We start from the raw sequence: 18,139 nt of genomic DNA on the forward strand, positions 1-18,139 counted from the left end.
GTCACGCTCCCTGTGTGTCTGCGGCTGCAGCGTGGGTGAAGCGCTCGTAGCCGTTGGTCTCGAGTTCGTCGGCCAGTTCGGGGCCACCGGACTGGACGATGCGGCCGCCGACGAACACATGGACGAACTGCGGCTTGATGTACCGCAGGATCCGGGTGTAGTGGGTGATCAGCAGAACGCCGCCGTGCTCACGCTCCTGGTAGCGGTTCACGCCTTCGGACACCACACGCAGCGCGTCCACGTCGAGTCCGGAGTCGGTCTCGTCGAGGATCGCGATACGCGGCTTGATGAGCCCGAGCTGGAGAATCTCGTGGCGCTTCTTCTCGCCGCCGGAGAAACCTTCGTTGACGCTGCGCTCACCGAAAGCGGGGTCGATGTCGAGTTCGGTCATCGCGCCCTTCACTTCCTTGATCCAGTGACGGAGCTTGGGAGCTTCGCCCCGGGCCGCCGTCACGGCGGTGCGCAGGAAGTTCGACATCGAGACGCCGGGGACCTCGACGGGGTACTGCATCGCGAGGAACAGACCGGCGCGGGCACGCTCGTCGACGGTCATCGCGAGCACGTCTTCACCGTTGAGGGTGATGCTGCCGGAGGTCACCTCGTACTTGGGGTGCCCGGCGATCGCGTACGACAGGGTGGACTTGCCGGAGCCGTTGGGCCCCATGATGGCGTGCGTCTCGCCGGAGCGGACGGTGAGGTCGACGCCCTTGAGGATGTCGATCGGCTCGGCGTTCGCATCGGTCTGGGCGACGCGAACGTGCAGGTCCTTGATCTCGAGGACGTTCTGAGGTGTGGACATCGATCAGTATTTCCTTAAAGAAGAAGTATCGGGGTTACGGGTCGTGCGGAGCCGGTCAGACGCCGACTGCCTCGAGCTCTGCTTCGATGGCGGCCTCGAGACGCTCGCGAATCTCGGGCACCGTGATCCGCTCGAGCAGCTCGTGGAAGAAGCCACGCACGACGAGGCGGCGCGCCTGATCTTCCGGGATACCGCGCGACCGCAGGTAGAACAGCTGCTCGTCGTCGAAACGGCCGGTCGCGGAGGCGTGGCCGGCACCGACGATCTCGCCTGTCTCGATCTCGAGGTTGGGCACCGAATCTGCGCGGGCACCGTCGGTGAGCACGAGATTGCGGTTGAGCTCGAACGTGTCGGTGCCTTCGGCCGCGGCACGGATGAGGACGTCGCCGATCCACACGGTGTGCGCGTCCGGCTTTCCCGAACCGGGGTCGCCCTGCAGAGCGCCCTTGTAGACCACGTTCGACTTGCAGTTGGGCTGCGAGTGGTCGACGAGCAGGCGCTGTTCGAGGTGCTGTCCGGCGTCCGCGAAGTAGAGTCCGAGCAACTCGGCGTCGCCGCCGGGCCCGTCGTACTTGGTGGTCGCAGACACGCGGACCAGATCACCGCCGAGCGCGACCGTGAAGTGGCGGAGCACGGCGTCACGGCCCAGTCGTGCGTGATGCGCGGCGACATGGACGGCGTCGTCGGCCCAGTCCTGCACGGCGACGATCTTGAGCTGTGCGCTGTCGCCGACGATGAACTCGATGTTCTCGGCGTACGTGCCGCTCCCCCGCTGGTCGACGACCACGGTGGCCCGGGCGAACGCCTCGAGGCGGACCTGCAGGTGCCCGTAGGCGACCTTGCCCTCGCCCGGTCCGGTCACCGTGACGACGACGGGATCGGCGATCTCGGCTTCGCGGCCGACGGTGACGACGGTCGCGGACTCGAACGACGAGTATGCCTGTGCGGCGACGCGGTCGAACGGGACACCGCCCTGGCCGAGTCGTGCGTCGTCGCGGCCCACGGTCTCGACCTGGACGCCGTCGACGGGAGCGATCTCGACGGTGGCGGTGCCGTCGGCGACGGCGCTGCCGTCGTGCAGTCCGCGCAGGCGGCGCAGCGGCGTGAAGCGCCAGATCTCGTCGCGTCCGGAGGGAATCTCGAAGGCGTTCACGTCGAACGACGTGAACACCTCACCCTTGTTGGTTGCCGGCTTGCCGGACGGGGCGCGGTTCTCGCCACGCACCGCGTCCTGGACACCGGTGGCGCCTGTCGGCGCACCGGTGGTGGGAATGTTCTTCGCTTCCGCAGTCATTTAGCCGACTGCCCCTTCCATCTGCAGTTCGATCAGTCGGTTGAGCTCGAGGGCGTACTCCATCGGCAGCTCCTTCGCGATGGGCTCGACGAATCCGCGAACCACCATCGCCATCGCCTCGTCCTCGTTGAGGCCGCGGCTCATGAGGTAGAACAGCTGGTCGTCGCTCACCTTGGACACGGTGGCCTCGTGACCCATGGTCACGTCGTCCTCGCGGATGTCCACGTACGGGTAGGTGTCCGAGCGGCTGATCTGGTCGACGAGCAGCGCGTCGCACTTGACGGTCGACTTGGACCCGTAGGCGCCCTTGTTGACCTGCACGAGGCCGCGATACGACGCGCGTCCGCCACCGCGGGCCACCGACTTCGACACGATGGTCGACGACGTGTGCGGCGCCAGGTGCAGCATCTTCGCGCCCGTGTCCTGGTGCTGGCCCTCACCGGCGAACGCCACGGAGAGCACCTCACCGCGGGCGTGCTCGCCCATCATCCACACCGCCGGGTACTTCATCGTCACCTTGGAACCGATGTTGCCGTCGATCCATTCCATCGAGCCACCGGCCTCGACCTTGGTGCGCTTGGTCACCAGGTTGTAGACGTTGTTCGACCAGTTCTGGATCGTCGTGTAGCGGCAGTGGCCGCCCTTCTTGACGATGATCTCGACCACGGCGGAGTGCAGCGAGTCGGACTTGTAGATCGGCGCGGTGCAGCCCTCGACGTAGTGCACGGAGGCACCCTCGTCGACGATGATCAGGGTCCGCTCGAACTGACCCATGTTCTCGGTGTTGATCCGGAAGTACGCCTGGAGCGGGATGTCGACGTGCACACCCGGCGGAACGTAGATGAACGAGCCGCCCGACCACACGGCAGTGTTGAGCGCCGAGAACTTGTTGTCGCCGGCCGGGATCACCGTGCCGAAGTACTCGCGGAACAGCTCGGGGTGCTCGCGCAGACCGGAGTCGGTGTCGAGGAAGATGACGCCCTGCTGTTCGAGGTCCTCACGGATCTGGTGATAGACGACCTCGGACTCGTACTGGGCTGCGACGCCGGAGATCAGCCGCTGCTTCTCGGCCTCGGGGATGCCCAGCTTGTCGTAGGTGTTCTTGATGTCCGCGGGCAGCTCGTCCCAGCTCGCGGCCTGCTTCTCGGTCGAGCGCACGAAGTACTTGATGTTGTCGAAGTCGATCCCGTCGAGATCCGACCCCCAGCCCGGCATCGGCTTCTTGTCGAAGGTGCGCAGTGCCTTGAGGCGGATGTCGAGCATCCACTCGGGCTCGCTCTTCTTGGCCGAGATGTCCCGTACGACGTGCTCGGACAGGCCTCGTTTCGCGACAGCGCCTGCAGCGTCGGGGTCCGACCAGCCGAACTGGTAGTGACCGAGCGAATCGATCGTCTCTTCTTGCGTCAGCGGTGCGCCGGTGGACGTCTGGTCCGAGGTGACGGTCATGCGAGCTCCTTCCGGAGTCTGTGGTGTGGTCGGCGTGGGCTGCGCGCCGACTGGAAACGGGTAGTTCACGAAGTCGGGAGTGGTTCCGGCGGGCGTCAAGAGCTCGGCGGCTCCTTGGCCGGGAGGACCGGCACGTGAGTGGTGCAGAACGCGTCGCCGTTGGCGATGGTCGCGAGCCGCTGCACGTGTGTTCCGAGGATCTCCACGAACGCCTCCTCTTCCGCTTCGCACAGTTCCGGGAACTGCTCGGCCACGTGGGACACGGGGCAATGGTGCTGGCAGATCTGGACACCCGGGCCGACCCGACGGGTGGACGCGGCAAATCCCGATGCGGAGAAGGCTCCGGCGATCTCTTCGGCGACTTCCTCCACGTCCTGACCGGCGGGGTCGATCCCGCTGAGGATCGACTGGACGCGCCGGCGCGCGAAGTCCTCGATTGCGGCTTCGCCGCCGATCTCACGCAGGTGGCGCATGGCGGCGGTGGCAAGATCGTCGTAGGAGTGGCCGAGGCGCGCCCGGCCGACAGCAGTGAGCTGGAAGCGTCGGGGGGGTCTGCCCCTGCCGCGGCCCTGGCGGCGCGACGGTGCGGCGGCCTCGGCTTCACCCGATTCGATCAGAGCGTCGAGGTGGCGTCGCACGCCTGCGGCGCTCAGTCCGAGTCGCTCCCCGATTTCGGGTGCGGTGATGGGTCCGTGTTCGACGAGGAGCTTGACCACTGCGGCGCGGGTGTGGCCTTCGTGTGCATCGCGACCGGTCGCAGCAGCGCGCGCGACAGGCGCGTGACCTGTGCGTTCTGCTTGCACGTCGAGTGCGGTCGATGATTTCACAACACCAGTGTGACGGAATTCAGGAAACGGTTCCACCAAGGGTGCCCTTCCTCACCCTTCGATCCCGGAGCCGTCCGGTACCGCGGACGCCGCCCGTTACGCTGCTCGGGTGCCGTCGAACCCACCCCTCAGTCCGAGCGAGAACCCGGTCGCGGCGGGGCGACCCGGGATCGGGCCGCGCACCCTCGACCTGACGCGACGCGCACTCGGACTCGACCGTCCGAGCCCCCGGGCCGACGTCTCCGTCGTGCTGCACGGCGACGAGACCGAGGGTCGTGGCCTCGATCCTGCGGAGACCACCCAGCTGCACCGGATCAGGCTGTTCGGTGCGACCGGCGCCGTACTGATGGCGATCGGCGCACTCGGCGCCGGGGCGCAACCTGTCCTGCAGAATCCGGTGCAGGGAGTCCGCGGACTCGGCCTGGCAGCACGGATGCCCAGTGCGGCACTGACCGTGACGATGACGGGCATCGTGCTCGTGGTGCTCGCCTGGCTTCTGCTGGGCCGATTCGCCATCGGCCGGCGCGACCCGGACGGACAACCACGCCGGATGACCCGCTCCCAGCTCGACCGGACGCTGCTGCTGTGGATCGTGCCGCTCGTCGTCGCACCGCCGATGTTCAGCAAGGACGTGTATTCCTACCTCGCGCAGAGCGAGATTGCGGCACGCGGTCTGGACCCGTATGCCATCGGTCCTGCCGGCGCCCTCGGAGTCGACCATGTGCTGACCCGGACCGTGCCCAACATCTGGCGCGACACCTCTGCGCCCTACGGCCCGGCATTCCTGTGGCTCGGCGAGAAGATCGCGGCACTCACCGGCGAGAACATCGTCGCCGGAATCTTCGTACACCGGCTCTTCGCGCTGGTCGGGGTCGCGCTGATCGTGTGGGCGCTGCCACGGCTGGCGCGGCGCTGCGGGGTGGCGTCCGTGAGCGCGCTGTGGCTCGGCGCCGCGAACCCGCTGCTGCTCTTCCACCTCGTCGCCGGTGTCCACAACGAGGCCCTCATGCTCGGTGTCATGCTCACCGGCGTCGAACTGGCGCTGCGCGGGGTGTACACGGACGGGAACTCGTCGCGGGGTCGTGCCGTGGCATGGATCGCCACGGGTACCGCTTTGATCGCGTTGTCCGCGATGATCAAGTTGCCGTCGCTGCTCGCCCTCGGATTCGTGGGCATGGCCCTCGCGCGGAGGCGAGGCGGCAGCGTCCGAGCGGTCGGGACCACTGCCGTGATGCTCGGGATCGTCGCCGCACTGGTGATCGGTGTCGTCAGTTGGGGCAGCGGACTGGGCCTCGGCTGGACGCAGACTCTCGGCACCGCCACCGAGGTCCGAAGCTGGATGTCGATTCCGACACTGCTCGGGATGGGCACGGGGCTCGGCGGGGTCCTGCTCGGTCTCGGCGACCACACGACGGCTGTGTTGTCTATCACGCGCCCCATCGCCGCCGTGGTCGCCGCGTTCATCACGGTGCGGATGCTGCTGGCAACCCTGACGGGCCGGATCCATCCGGTCGGTGCGCTCGGCGTCTCGCTCGGCGCGATCGTGCTGCTGTTCCCGGTGGTGCAGCCCTGGTACCTGCTCTGGGCGGTGATTCCCCTGGCTGCGTGGGCGACCCGCCCGATCTTCCGCATACCCACGATCGCGTTCTCGTCGGTGGTGAGCGTGATCCTGATGCCGAACGGCGGCGAGTATCAGCCGTTCATCATCGTGCAGGCCGCCATTGCCACCATCGCGGTGGTGGGTTTGCTCATCGTCGCAACCCGCAACCTCCTGCCGTGGCGAGGCGAGGAGCGCGCACCGGCGCGCCCGCCGGAACCCGCGGACGCCTAGGCTGGAGCCCTGTGACCCCGAGTTCTCCCTCCGGCGCAGTGCCGGCCGTGTGCCTGGACGGCGTTGTGAAGACCTATGGGGGCGTCACCGCGGTGGACCGCCTCGACCTGACCGTCGAACGCGCCCAGGTGCTCGCCCTGCTCGGCCCGAACGGCGCCGGGAAGACGACCACCGTCGAGATGTGCGAGGGGTTCGTCACCCCCGATGCAGGCTCCGTCCGAGTGCTCGGACTCGATCCGGTGGCCGACTCCGACGCGCTTCGGCCACGGATCGGCGTGATGCTGCAGGGCGGCGGCGCGTACCCCGGATCCCGTGCGGGCGAGATGCTCGACCTCGTGGCCACCTACTCGGCAGATCCCCTCGATCCGGACTGGTTGCTCCATCGTCTCGGCCTGGAGGAAGCGCGGCGTACCCCGTACCGCCGGCTCTCCGGAGGCCAGCAGCAGCGCCTCGCGCTGGCGTGCGCCCTGGTCGGCCGGCCCGAACTGGTGTTTCTCGACGAGCCCACAGCCGGCCTCGACGCGCAGGCCCGTCTGTTGGTGTGGGAATTGATCGACGCGTTGCGCCGCGACGGCGTGAGTGTGCTGCTGACCACGCACCTGATGGACGAAGCCGAGGAACTCGCCGACGAAATCGTGATCATCGATCACGGCAGCGTCGTGGCGGCGGGAACCCCCGAGGAAGTCATGCGCACCGGCGCGGAGGGCCAGTTGTGGGTGACGGCTCCGCCCGCTCTCGACATGGCGCCGCTGCAGTCCGCGCTGACCGGCACCTGCCGGGTCCGCGAAGCACTCCCCGGCCGCTACTTGATCGAAGGTGCGGTCGAGCCTTCCGTCGTTGCCGCGGCAGCGCAGTGGTGCGAGAGGCTGGGTGTGCTGGCCACCGAGATCCGGGTGGACCAGCGCAGCCTCGAGGACGTGTTCCTCGAACTGACCGGACGGGAGCTGAGAGGGTGAGCGTGACCCACGATCGACTGGCGAACAATCGATTCGCCGAGGGGACCTTCACACCCCGTCCGACTCCGAATGCGCCGGCGAGGATGCTCGCGGCGCAGACGCGGATGGAGTTGAAGCTGCTGCTGCGTAACGGCGAGCAGTTGCTGCTGACGATGTTCATCCCCGTCACGCTGTTGATCGGTCTGACCCTGCTGCCGATCGCCGATCTCGGTGAGGACCGCGCCGCCCGCGTACTTCCCGCCGTGATGATGGTGGCGATCATGTCGACCGCCTTCACCGGGCAGGCGATCGCCGTCGGATTTGACCGCAGATACGGTGCATTGAAAAGAATCGGTGCGACCGCACTTCCGAAGTGGGGCATCATTGCAGGTAAAAGCGGTGCTGTCGGGATCGTAGTGGTGCTGCAATCAATTCTCCTCGGAGGAATCGGCGTCGCGCTCGGGTGGCGCCCCACTGCGGTGGGACTGCTCGTCGGCGCCGTCGTGATCGCGCTCGGAACGGTGATGTTCGCGACCCTCGGACTGCTGCTCGGCGGCACGTTGCGGGCCGAGATCGTGCTCGCGCTGGCGAACATCGTCTGGTTCGTACTCCTCGGAATCGGCAGCATCGTGCTGCTCGACGACGTCGTTCCGGACGCGGTGCTGCACGTCGTGCGTCTCGTACCGTCGGGCGCGCTGACGCTGGCGCTCGACACCGCCGTGGCGGGCGGCGTGGACTGGCTGTCCATCGCTGTGCTGGTCGTGTGGACGGCGATCGGCGGGGCCGCCGCTGTGAGATGGTTCCGGTTCACCTGATCGGCGCAGCACCCAACTACACGTCGTAGTGGACGACGCCGTAGCATCGGGTCCGTGTTGTATCGCGGCTACCTGAGCCTTGTCGACCGTCTCCCCTTGCCGTCTCTCCGGGCGCAACGGATCATCGCGTTCCTGACGATCCTCACGCAGGGTGGCATCGCAGTGACCGGTTCCGTGGTCCGCGTGACCGCGTCCGGGCTCGGCTGCCCCACCTGGCCGCAGTGCTTCCCGGGATCGCTGGTCCCGGTCGGGGTGTCGAGCAACGTCCACACCTTGCACCAGGTAGTCGAGTTCGGAAACAGACTGCTCACGTTCGTCGTCGTCGCTGTCGCGGCGGCCATCGTTCTCGCGGTGACCCGGGCGCGCCGTCGCAAGGAAGTCATCGCGTGGGCGTGGCTCATGCCCGCCGGCACCGTGGTCCAGGCGATCCTCGGCGGAATCACCGTCCTCGCGGGCCTGGTGTGGTGGACCGTGGCGATCCACATGCTTGCCTCCATGCTGATGGTCTGGCTCGCAGTGATCCTTTACGCCAAGGTCGGCGAACCGGACGACGGGATCGTCGTGCAGGTGCTGCCCCAGCCACTGCGCTGGCTCACCGCTCTGTCTGCCGTCGCGCTGGCGGGCGTCCTCGTCCTGGGCACCATGGTTACCGGTGCGGGACCACACGCCGGTGACAAGAGCATCGACAACCCGGTGCCTCGCCTCGACCTCGACATCACGATGCTGGTCCACCTGCACGCGGAAGCGCTCGTCGGCTACCTCGCGCTGCTCGTCGGCCTCGCGTTCGCCGTGTACGCCCTCCACGCCCCCGAAGCGGTCAAGACCCGGCTGAAGGTCGTACTCGCCCTCGTCGCCGCCCAGGCGTGTATCGGACTCGTGCAGTTCTGGACCGATGTGCCTGCCGTGCTGGTCGTGCTGCACGTCGCCGGCGCCGGGTTGTGCACCGCCGCGACCGCCGCCGTCTGGGCCGCCGGACGGATTCGGACCACCGCACCGGCGCCCGAACCGGTTACCGTCTAACTCCCAGAAACGACCTCAGGGGCCGGCCACATCGACGATGCGGCCGGCCCCTGAGGGTCTGTGTCGGGCAGGTGTCAGGAGCGAATCGGGTGCTCGTTGCGCGCCTTCGGGAACCGCGCCTGACGGGCGACCCAGCCGGCCATCTTCTTCCAGTGACCGGGCTGCGGATTGACGATGCTGGTCAATTCCCGGTCCCACTCGGAGACGGTGACGTCGGGCAGTGCGTCGATGACGGCGTGGGCGGTCGGCAAGTCCTTTGCGACCCGATCACCGAGCGTGCCGTCGGCGGCGACGACGGTGACCCGGACCCCGGACCGGCCGATCGGCTGCAGCACGGCCTTGCCGGAGCCGCCGTGCTCGGCGACGAAGGTGCGAATGGACGAGACGATGGCGGCCGGTGCGGCCGCGACCTCTGTTTCGGCGCTCATGAAAGCAGAATACTGTGACGGAATGCGCGCAATCGAAGTGGCACAGTTCGGAGGTCCCGACGTCCTCGTTCCGGTGGAACGTCCCGACCCGCAGCCCGGCCCCGGCGACCTGCTCGTCCGCACCGACGCCATCGGCGTGAACTTCATCGACACGTATTTCCGCACCGGTATGTACCCCACCGACCTGCCGTACGTTCCGGGCTCGGAGGGCACCGGCACGGTCGTGGCAGTCGGCGAGGGTGTCGAGGACGCCCGGATCGGCACGCGAGTGTCGTGGTGCGCGGCCCCCGGCTCGTATGCCGAACTCGTCTGTGTCCCCGAGGCCGTGGCGGTACCGGTGCCGGACGGCGTGCCCACCGAGCAGGCAGCGTCTGCGCTGCTGCAGGGCATGACCGCGCACTACCTGATCGAATCGGTGTATCCCGCCCGGGCCGGGGACACGGTGTTGGTGCACGCGGGTGCCGGTGGCGTGGGTCTGTTGCTCACCCAGTTCGCCGCACGGAAGGGCGTACGGGTGATCACCACCGTCTCGTCCGATGAGAAGGAAGCCCTGTCCCGCGACGCCGGTGCCGCCGAGGTTCTGCGCTACGACGACGACATCGCCGCCCGGGTCCGGGAACTCACCGGCGGTGAGGGCGTCGCCGCGGCGTACGACGGGGTCGGTGCCGCGACGTTCGAGGCGTCCCTCGCCTCGGTCCGCATCCGCGGCATGGTCGCGTTGTTCGGTGCTGCGAGCGGCCCGGTCCCGCCGTTCGATCTGCAGCGCCTCAACCCGGCGGGTTCGCTGTTCGTCACCCGCCCGACCCTCGCGCACTACACGCGCACCCGTGAGGAGTTGCTCTGGCGGGCCGGGGACGTGTTCGCGGCGATCGCCGACGGATCCCTGCACGTCCGCGTCGGTGCGACCTACCCGTTGGCGGACGCTGCCCGCGCGCACACGGATCTGGCGGCCCGCCGGACGACCGGCTCCGTCGTCCTGCTCCCCTGAGCAACGACCGCACAACGCAAAGCCCCCGTTCCGGTGTGTGGAGCGGGGGCTTCGTCGTGACCAGAGGGACCCGAGGTCAGAAGTAGGAGCCGATCGTCGGCAGGGCCAGCACCGAGTCGACCGCCAGACCGAGGCATACCAGTGCCAGGTAGTTGTTGGACTGCAGGAACAACTTGAGCGGCTTGACCGACGCGCCGCCCCGCACGCTGCTGTAGAGCTGGTGCGCGACGAACAGGAACCACGCTCCGGCGAGGACCGCGACCACCGCATAGATGATGCCCGCGGCGGGCACGATCACGAGTGTCGCGATCACGGTCGCCCAGGTGTAGAGGAGGATCTGTTTGGTGACGTGCTGCTCTGTCGCGATCACGGGCAGCATCGGCACGCCGGCCGCCTTGTAGTCCTCCTTGTACCGCATCGCGAGTGCCCACGTGTGCGGCGGCGTCCAGAAGAAGACGACGAGGAACAACACAACCGGTTCCCAGCTGAGGGATCCGGTGACGGCGGCCCAGCCGACCATGACGGGCATGCACCCTGCGGCGCCGCCCCAGACGACGTTCTGCCAGGTACGACGCTTGAGCACCATCGTGTAGACGAGGACGTAGAACGCGATGGTCGCGACGACCAGCAGGCCCGACAGCAGGTTCGCCCGCCACCACAACCAGGCGAACGAGGCCACACCCAGAAGGATGCCGAAGACGAACGCATTGCGGGTCGGGACGGTCTGACGTGCGAGGGGACGGAGCGCGGTCCGCTTCATCACCTTGTCGATGTCGGCGTCGACCACACAGTTGAGCGAATTCGCGCTCGCCGCACCCATCCAGCCACCGAACAGGGTGCTCAGGATCAGGACGATGTCGACGTGGCCCCGGTCGGCGAACAGCATCGCGGGGATGGTGGCGACCAGCAGCAACTCGATCACACGTGGCTTGGTGAGCGCGATGTAGGCGAGCACGGTGGCCGAGAGACGTCCCCACGCGGTGTCGGGGCGGGGAGCGCCGGGCGCTTCGGGGGCGCCGAATCCGTGTCCCTTCGGCCGTTGCCCTGCCCGCACACTGTCTCCTTGCACCACGCGAATCCGCACTTTCGCTCGCCCGTTCACGGTCGCCCGGGTCCGGACGCTCCTTCTACTACAAACGATGGTAGACGGCGGACCCGCCCCGACCGAATCGACCCGCTCCGCGGCGCGCACTACTCTTAAGGAGCGCGCGGGCCAACTTCTGCCCGCAGGCACCCCGTACACCCCATGTCAGGAGAACTCTGCTCGTGTCGATCACAGACGAGATCCGCACCCTCACTCAGCCGGCGCATCCGGCCGACTGGACCGACCTGGACACCAAGGCGGTCGACACGGCCCGCGTGCTCGCCGCCGATGCGGTGCAGAAGGTCGGCAACGGGCACCCCGGCACCGCGATGAGCCTCGCTCCGCTCGCCTACACCCTCTACCAGCGCGTGATGCGGCACGACCCGACCGATCCGAAGTGGGTCGGTCGCGACCGCTTCGTGCTGTCGTGCGGCCACTCCAGCCTGACCCTGTACATCCAGCTGTACCTGTCGGGATACGGCGTCGAACTCGCCGACCTCGAGGCGCTGCGCACGTGGGGCTCGCTGACCCCGGGACACCCCGAGTACGGGCACACCGCGGGTGTCGAGATGACCACCGGACCGCTCGGCCAGGGCCTCGCGTCCGCCGTCGGTATGGCCATGGCCGCCCGGCGCGAGCGCGGCCTGTTCGATCCGGACACCGCTCCGGGTGAGAGCCCGTTCGATCACTTCGTCTATGTGATCGCTTCCGACGGTGACATCGAAGAGGGCGTCACCTCCGAGGCCTCGTCGCTCGCGGGCGTGCAGGAACTCGGCAATCTCATCGTCTTCTACGACGCCAACAAGATCTCGATCGAGCACGACACCACGATCGCGCTCGGCGAGGACGTGGCGAAGCGGTACGAGGCGTACGGCTGGCACGTGCAGACCGTCGACGGCGGCGAGAACGTCACCGGGATCCTCGAGGCCGTGGAGGCCGCCAAGGCGGTCACCGATCGTCCGTCGCTCATTTCCGTGCGCACGATCATCGGTTATCCGGCTCCGACCAAGATGAACACCGGCGACGTGCACGGTGCTGCTCTCGGTGTCGACGAGGTCGCCGCGGTGAAGAAGGTGCTCGGCTTCGATCCCGAGAAGAACTTCGACGTCGATCCGGCTGTGATCGAACACGCCCGCGGCGTCATCGAGCGCAACGCCAAGGTGCGCGAGGCATGGCAGGCCGACTTCGACGCATGGGCTCGGCGCGAGCCGACGCGCAAGGAACTGTTCGACCGTCTGTTCGCGGGCGAGTTCCCGGAGGGCTGGGTCGACGCCCTGCCGCTCTACGATCCGACCGACAGCGGTCCCGCGACCCGCAAGGCCTCGGGCAATGCGCTCGCGACCCTCGGCCCGATCCTGCCGGAACTGTGGGGCGGTTCAGCCGACCTCGCCGGCAGCAACAACACCACGATCCCCGGCTCCGACTCGTTCGGTCCCGCGTCGATCTCCACCGACGAGTGGACGGCCCAGCCCTACGGCCGAACCCTGCATTTCGGTATCCGCGAGCACGCGATGGGTTCGATTCTCAACGGCATCGCGCTGCACGGCCCGACCCGCGCATACGGCGGCACCTTCCTCGTCTTCTCCGATTACATGCGCCCCGCGGTCCGTCTCGCCGCGCTCATGCAGACGCCGGCCATCTACGTGTGGACCCACGACTCGATCGGACTCGGCGAGGACGGCCCGACGCACCAGCCGATCGAGCACCTCGCCGCGCTGCGCGCGATCCCCAACCTCGCGGTGATCCGTCCGGCGGATGCCAACGAGACGTCCTTCGCATGGAAGTCGGCTCTCGAGAACAAGACGGGCCCGACCGCCCTGGCACTCACCCGCCAGAACGTGCCGGTTCTCGAAGGAACCCGGGAGAAGGCCGCCGAGGGTGTCGCCCGCGGCGCATACGTGCTCGTCGAAGCGTCCACCGGAACCCCCGAGGTCGTGCTCCTCGCGACCGGTTCGGAGGTCGAACTGGCCGTGGCCGCCCGCGAGACCCTCGAGGCCGAGGGTGTGCCCACCCGGGTCGTCTCGGTGCCGGTGCTCGACTGGTTCCTCGAGCAGGATCAGGCCTACCGCGACGAGGTGCTCCCGCCGTCGGTTCGTGCCCGCGTCTCCGTCGAGGCCGGTCTCGCACTGCCGTGGTACCGGCTCATCGGCGACGCCGGCGAGGCCGTGTCGCTCGAGCATTTCGGTGCTTCCGCCGACTACAAGACCCTGTACCGCGAGTTCGGTATCACCGCAGAAGCCGTTGTCGACGCTGCGCACCGCTCGCTGACCACAGTGAAGGGATGATCGGATGACTTCGCAGACCACCGCCCAGAACGAGGTACTCGCGGCCCTCTCCGCCCAGGGCGTTTCGGTGTGGCTGGACGACCTGTCGCGGGAGCGGATCGAGTCCGGCAATCTCGCCGAGCTGATCGCCACCCGGAGCGTCGTCGGCGTCACCACCAATCCGTCGATCTTCCAGGCGGCGCTGTCCAAGGGACACGCGTACGACGCGCAGGTTCGTGAACTGGCAGCGGGCGGTGCGGACGTCGAGGAAACCATCCTCGCCGTCACCACCGACGACGTCCGTGCGGCGTGCGACGTGCTCGCCCCCGTGTACGAAGCGACCGGCGGGCTCGACGGCCGCGTGTCGATCGAGGTCGATCCGCGCCTCGCTCACGCGACCGACGAGACCGTCTCGCAGGCACTGGAGTTGTGGCGTGTCGTCGATCGCCCCAACCTGTTCATCAAGATCCCCGCGACCGTGGCCGGACTGCCGGCGATCGCACGCGTGATCGGCGAAGGCATCAGCGTGAACGTCACGCTGATCTTCTCGGTGGAGCGATACGAACGGGTCATCGAGTCGTACCTGGACGGGCTGACCGCGGCCAAGGCCGCCGGCCATGATCTCTCGAAGATCCATTCGGTGGCGTCGTTCTTCGTCTCCCGGGTCGACACCGAGATCGATGCGCGTCTCGAGGACATCGGCACCGACGCGGCCCTGGCGCTGCGCGGCAAGGCGGGCGTCGCGAACGCCCGGCTGGCGTACGACTCGTACCGCAAGGCATTCGAGTCCGGTGCGCGTTTCGAGCAGCTCGCCGAGGCAGGCGCGCGCCCGCAGCGTGCACTGTGGGCGTCGACCGGGGTGAAGAACCCGGAGTACTCCGACACGATGTACGTCACCGAGCTGGTTGCTCCGAACACCGTGAACACGATGCCGGAGAAGACCCTCGAAGCGGTCGCCGACCACGGTGAGATCACCGGCGACACCGTCACCGGCAACATCGCCGCAGCGCGACAGGTGTTCGACGCGCTCGCTTCCGCGGGGATCGACCTTCCGGACGTGTTCCGCAAGCTCGAAGAAGAAGGTCTCGAGAAGTTCGAAGCGTCCTGGAACGAGCTGCTGACGGCCACGTCGGAGCAGCTCACCGCCCACGCGCCCGGCGCGGAGGGCTGAACGTGAGCGAATCCGGGACGGCGGAGTGGGTGAACCCGCTGCGGGACAGCAGGGATCGCCGGCTGCCCCGCATCGCGGGTCCGTGCGCTCTCGTCATCTTCGGCGTCACGGGCGATCTCGCCCGCCGCAAGTTGATGCCGGCGGTGTACGACCTGGCCAACCGCGGGCTCCTGCCGCCCGGATTCGCTCTTGTCGGCTTCGCCCGCCGGGAGTGGGACGACGCCGAGTTCGGTGAAGTGGTCCATGACGCGGTGCGCAACAATTCGCGCACCCCGTTCCGCGAAGAAGTCTGGCAGCGGCTAGCCGAAGGCATCCGCTTCGTCCAGGGCTCGTTCGACGACGACGCGGCATTCGCCGAACTCGCCGAGACCCTGCACAAGCTCGATCAGGAGCGGGGTACCGGCGGAAACCACGCGTTCTATCTGTCGGTCCCACCCGACGCGTTCCCTGTGGTGTGCGGGCAACTGGCACGCTCGGGTCTCGCGGCGGCGCACGACGACACGTGGAGCCGGGTGGTGATCGAGAAGCCGTTCGGCCACAACCTCGAGAGTGCACGTGAGCTCAACGCGGTCGTCGGCGAAGTGTTCTCCGAGGATTCGGTGTTCCGCATCGACCACTATCTCGGCAAGGAAACGGTCCAGAACATTCTGGCGCTGCGGTTCGCGAACCAGTTGTTCGATCCGATCTGGAATGCGCACTACGTCGACCATGTCCAGATCACGATGGCCGAGGACATCGGTCTCGGCGGCAGAGCGGGATATTACGACGGGATCGGGGCGGCGCGCGACGTCATCCAGAACCATCTGCTGCAGTTGCTGGCGTTCACCGCGATGGAAGAGCCGATCAGCTTCGCGCCGTCCGAACTGCGCGCCGAGAAGATCAAGGTGCTGTCCGCGACCCGGCTTGCCGAACCCCTCGACGAGACCACTGCGCGCGGTCAGTACACCGGTGGTTGGCAGGGCGGCGAGCGTGTCGTCGGACTGCTCGAGGAGAAGGGCTTCGCGGCGGACTCGACGACCGAGACGTATGCGGCGATCACCCTCGAAGTCGACACCCGGCGGTGGGCCGGGGTCCCGTTCTACCTGCGGACCGGAAAGCGGCTGGGCCGCAGGGTCACCGAAATCGCCGTCGTGTTCAAGCGCGCACCCCACTTGCCGTTCGACACGACCATGACCTCCGACCTCGGCCAGAACGCACTCGTGATCCGCGTGCAACCCGACGAAGGTGTCACCATGCGCTTCGGGTCGAAGGTGCCCGGCTCCGAGATGGAGGTGCGCGACGTGAGCATGGACTTCAGTTACGGTCAGGCGTTCACGGTGTCCTCCCCCGAGGCGTACGAACGACTGTTGCTCGACGTGCTGCTCGGAGAACCGTCCCTGTTCCCCGTGGACGAAGAGGTCGAGTTGTCCTGGAAGATCCTCGATCCGGTTCTCGACCATTGGGCCACGAAAGGCCGACCCGAACCGTACGAGGCGGGAAGCTGGGGTACGGCGTCGTCCGATGAGATGCTGCGCCGCTCCGGCCGGGAATGGAGACGGCCGTGAGACTGCAATTGCGCAACACCTCCGCGGTGGACGTCAGCAAGAAGCTGGTCGAACTTCGCCGGACCGGCGGAATCGTCACCCAGGGCAGGGTTCTCACACTCATCGTGTGCGCCGGCGAAGCCCGGGGCATCGAAGCGGCGATTTCGGCAGCCACCGATGCCGCCCGCGAGCATCCCTGTCGCGTCATCGTCGTCGGACGGGGGCGGGCCGAGGGCCCGTCCCGCCTCGACGCGGAGATCCGCGTCGGTGGTGAGGCAGGCGCGTCCGAGGTGCTGATTCTCGCGCTCCACGGCGAACTCGCCGAACACCAGGAGTCGGTCGTGGTGCCCTTCCTGCTGCCCGACACACCCGTCGTCGCGTGGTGGCCCAGCCAGGCACCGCCGGTTCCGGCACACGACCCCGTGGGCAGGCTGGCGGTGCGCCGGCTCACCGACACGACGAACGCCCTCGATCCGCGCGCCGATCTGTTCTCGCGTCTGTCCGGGTACACCCCGGGCGACACCGATCTGGCATGGGCCCGGATCACCTACTGGCGCGCGTTGCTGGTTTCCGCGCTCGAACAACCGCCGCACGAGCAGGTCGTGTCGGCCCACGTCTCGGGCCTGCAGACCGAACCGGCCGTCGACCTTCTCGCGGGATGGCTCGCGAGCCGCATCGACTGCCCCGTGCAGCGCGCGACCGGCGACCTTCACGTCGAACTGCGCACCACCACGCAGACGATCGTGCTCGGACGTCCGCAGGAGGGGCGCGTCGCGACGCTCGAACGAACCGACAAACCTGCGTCCCTGATCACCCTTGCCCGGCGGGACTCTTCGGAGTGCCTTGCCGAAGAATTGCGCCGGCTCGACCCCGATGTCATCTACGAGGCCGCGCTGTCGGCCCTGCCGAAGGTGGAATATGTCTGATCCCGCCAGGACCCCGACCGAGGTATTGACTTTCGCCGACTCCGATGCCGTTGCGCGTGCCGCGGCAAAGGCCTTCGTCGATGCGGTGGTGGCTGCACAAGCCGAACGGCTGCAGGCCCACGTGGTGCTCACCGGCGGCGGAACGGGCATTGCCGTACTCGAACACGTCGGGCGTGAGCAGGGCGGGATCGACTGGTCGGCCGTGAACGTGTACTTCGGCGACGAGCGGTTCCTGCCCCCGGGCGATCCCGAGCGCAACGAAGTACAGGCTCGGGCCGCGTTGCTCGACCACGTGCCGATCGACGAGGCACGCATCCACACCATGCCTGCTCTCGGAGAGGACGGATGCACCACGCCTGCGGAGTCCGCCGAACGCTACGCCCGACGCCTCGCATCCCAGTCCGCAGACGGGTCCGTGCCCGACTTCGACGTTCACCTGCTCGGTATGGGGGGCGAGGGGCACATCAACTCCCTCTTCCCCCACACCGCTGCGGTGCGCGAAGCGGAGCGATTCGTAGTAGGAGTGGACGATTCACCGAAGCCGCCGCCGGCGCGGGTGACCTTGACGCTGCCCGCTGTGCAACGCGCCCGTCAGGTGTGGTTGCTGGTCGCCGGTGAGAACAAGGCCGACGCCGTAGCCGCATCGGTCGCCGGAGCGGACCCCGAGGACATTCCTGCCGCCGGAGCACATGGGCGCGAGCGCACCGTGTGGTTCGTCGACCCGGCCGCGGCTGCGAAACTCCCCGCGTCCTGACCGGCGGGGCTCCGCGCCGCCGAGTTATCGGGGA

General features: G+C 67.9%; 16 protein-coding genes. 10 read left to right on the forward strand and 6 right to left on the reverse strand.

Annotation, left to right across the window (positions count from 1 at the left end; all coding sequences use genetic code 11):
• Position 1: 1 nt before the first annotated feature.
• From sufC to ACFWU2_RS09690, 4 genes are all read right to left on the reverse strand, one after another.
• The gene (sufC, locus tag ACFWU2_RS09675; protein WP_378604537.1) at positions 2 to 799 is read right to left on the reverse strand and encodes a Fe-S cluster assembly ATPase SufC; all 798 of its coding nucleotides are present in this window, start codon (positions 797 to 799) and stop codon (positions 2 to 4) included.
• A 55-nt stretch (positions 800 to 854) separates the two neighbouring features.
• Positions 855 to 2,093 carry a Fe-S cluster assembly protein SufD gene (gene sufD / locus ACFWU2_RS09680; protein ID WP_378604540.1) on the reverse strand — a complete coding sequence of 413 codons (1,239 nt, stop codon included), beginning with the start codon at positions 2,091 to 2,093 and terminating at the stop codon, positions 855 to 857.
• Positions 2,094 to 3,539, reverse strand: coding sequence for a Fe-S cluster assembly protein SufB (gene sufB, locus ACFWU2_RS09685; protein ID WP_378604543.1), 1,446 nt, complete (start codon positions 3,537 to 3,539; stop codon positions 2,094 to 2,096).
• Between the two features lie 95 nt (positions 3,540 to 3,634).
• Entirely contained in the window at positions 3,635 to 4,366 is a 732-nt protein-coding gene (locus tag ACFWU2_RS09690; protein ID WP_378604546.1) for a helix-turn-helix transcriptional regulator, read from the reverse strand.
• A gap of 109 nt (positions 4,367 to 4,475) precedes the next feature.
• Between ACFWU2_RS09690 and mptB the strand changes: the two genes are divergently transcribed.
• From mptB to ACFWU2_RS09710, 4 genes are read left to right on the forward strand one after another with little or no spacing between them, the layout of a single operon-like run.
• Positions 4,476 to 6,197, forward strand: a complete 1,722-nt coding sequence (gene mptB, locus ACFWU2_RS09695; protein ID WP_378604549.1) for a polyprenol phosphomannose-dependent alpha 1,6 mannosyltransferase MptB — start codon at positions 4,476 to 4,478, stop codon at positions 6,195 to 6,197.
• An 11-nt stretch (positions 6,198 to 6,208) separates the two neighbouring features.
• The gene (locus ACFWU2_RS09700) at positions 6,209 to 7,153 is read left to right on the forward strand and encodes an ABC transporter ATP-binding protein (RefSeq protein ID WP_378604552.1); all 945 of its coding nucleotides are present in this window, start codon (positions 6,209 to 6,211) and stop codon (positions 7,151 to 7,153) included.
• Positions 7,150 to 7,947 (forward strand): ABC transporter permease, encoded by a 798-nt coding sequence (locus tag ACFWU2_RS09705; RefSeq protein ID WP_378604555.1) that lies wholly within the window; start codon positions 7,150 to 7,152, stop codon positions 7,945 to 7,947. Before ACFWU2_RS09700 ends, ACFWU2_RS09705 begins: the two co-directional genes overlap by 4 nt.
• Positions 7,948 to 8,001: 54 nt before the next feature.
• On the forward strand, positions 8,002 to 8,967 hold the full coding sequence (locus ACFWU2_RS09710; protein WP_378604558.1) for a heme A synthase: 966 nt from the start codon (positions 8,002 to 8,004) through the stop codon (positions 8,965 to 8,967).
• 74 nt (positions 8,968 to 9,041) lie between these two features.
• Here the strand turns inward: ACFWU2_RS09710 and ACFWU2_RS09715 are convergent, their stop codons facing one another.
• Complete coding sequence (locus ACFWU2_RS09715) at positions 9,042 to 9,395, reverse strand: hypothetical protein (RefSeq protein ID WP_169621882.1); 354 nt, start codon at positions 9,393 to 9,395, stop codon at positions 9,042 to 9,044.
• 22 nt (positions 9,396 to 9,417) lie between these two features.
• Between ACFWU2_RS09715 and ACFWU2_RS09720 the strand changes: the two genes are divergently transcribed.
• Positions 9,418 to 10,383, forward strand: a complete 966-nt coding sequence (locus ACFWU2_RS09720) for a quinone oxidoreductase family protein (RefSeq protein ID WP_378604561.1) — start codon at positions 9,418 to 9,420, stop codon at positions 10,381 to 10,383.
• A gap of 76 nt (positions 10,384 to 10,459) precedes the next feature.
• Here the strand turns inward: ACFWU2_RS09720 and ACFWU2_RS09725 are convergent, their stop codons facing one another.
• Positions 10,460 to 11,437 (reverse strand): heme o synthase, encoded by a 978-nt coding sequence (locus ACFWU2_RS09725; protein WP_378604565.1) that lies wholly within the window; start codon positions 11,435 to 11,437, stop codon positions 10,460 to 10,462.
• A gap of 212 nt (positions 11,438 to 11,649) precedes the next feature.
• Between ACFWU2_RS09725 and tkt the strand changes: the two genes are divergently transcribed.
• Genes tkt through pgl form a run of 5 tightly spaced genes read left to right on the forward strand, consistent with a single transcriptional unit; the run spans position 11,650 to position 18,105 of the window.
• Positions 11,650 to 13,752: a transketolase gene (gene tkt / locus ACFWU2_RS09730; protein WP_378604568.1), complete on the forward strand. Its 2,103-nt coding sequence runs from the start codon at positions 11,650 to 11,652 to the stop codon at positions 13,750 to 13,752.
• Positions 13,753 to 13,756: 4 nt separating this feature from the next.
• On the forward strand, positions 13,757 to 14,902 hold the full coding sequence (tal, locus tag ACFWU2_RS09735) for a transaldolase (protein WP_378604571.1): 1,146 nt from the start codon (positions 13,757 to 13,759) through the stop codon (positions 14,900 to 14,902).
• Between the two features lie 2 nt (positions 14,903 to 14,904).
• Positions 14,905 to 16,446, forward strand: a complete 1,542-nt coding sequence (zwf, locus tag ACFWU2_RS09740; RefSeq protein ID WP_378604574.1) for a glucose-6-phosphate dehydrogenase — start codon at positions 14,905 to 14,907, stop codon at positions 16,444 to 16,446.
• Positions 16,443 to 17,351 carry a glucose-6-phosphate dehydrogenase assembly protein OpcA gene (gene opcA / locus ACFWU2_RS09745; RefSeq protein ID WP_378604576.1) on the forward strand — a complete coding sequence of 303 codons (909 nt, stop codon included), beginning with the start codon at positions 16,443 to 16,445 and terminating at the stop codon, positions 17,349 to 17,351. Before zwf ends, opcA begins: the two co-directional genes overlap by 4 nt.
• A complete protein-coding gene (gene pgl / locus ACFWU2_RS09750) occupies positions 17,344 to 18,105 on the forward strand; it encodes a 6-phosphogluconolactonase (RefSeq protein WP_378604579.1) in 762 nt (253 codons plus the stop codon). The genes opcA and pgl overlap by 8 nt, the downstream gene beginning before the upstream one ends.
• Positions 18,106 to 18,139: the final 34 nt, after the last annotated feature.

The sequence above is a fragment of the Rhodococcus sp. NPDC058639 genome (assembly GCF_042717545.1).
Lineage (GTDB): Bacteria > Actinomycetota > Actinomycetes > Mycobacteriales > Mycobacteriaceae > Rhodococcus.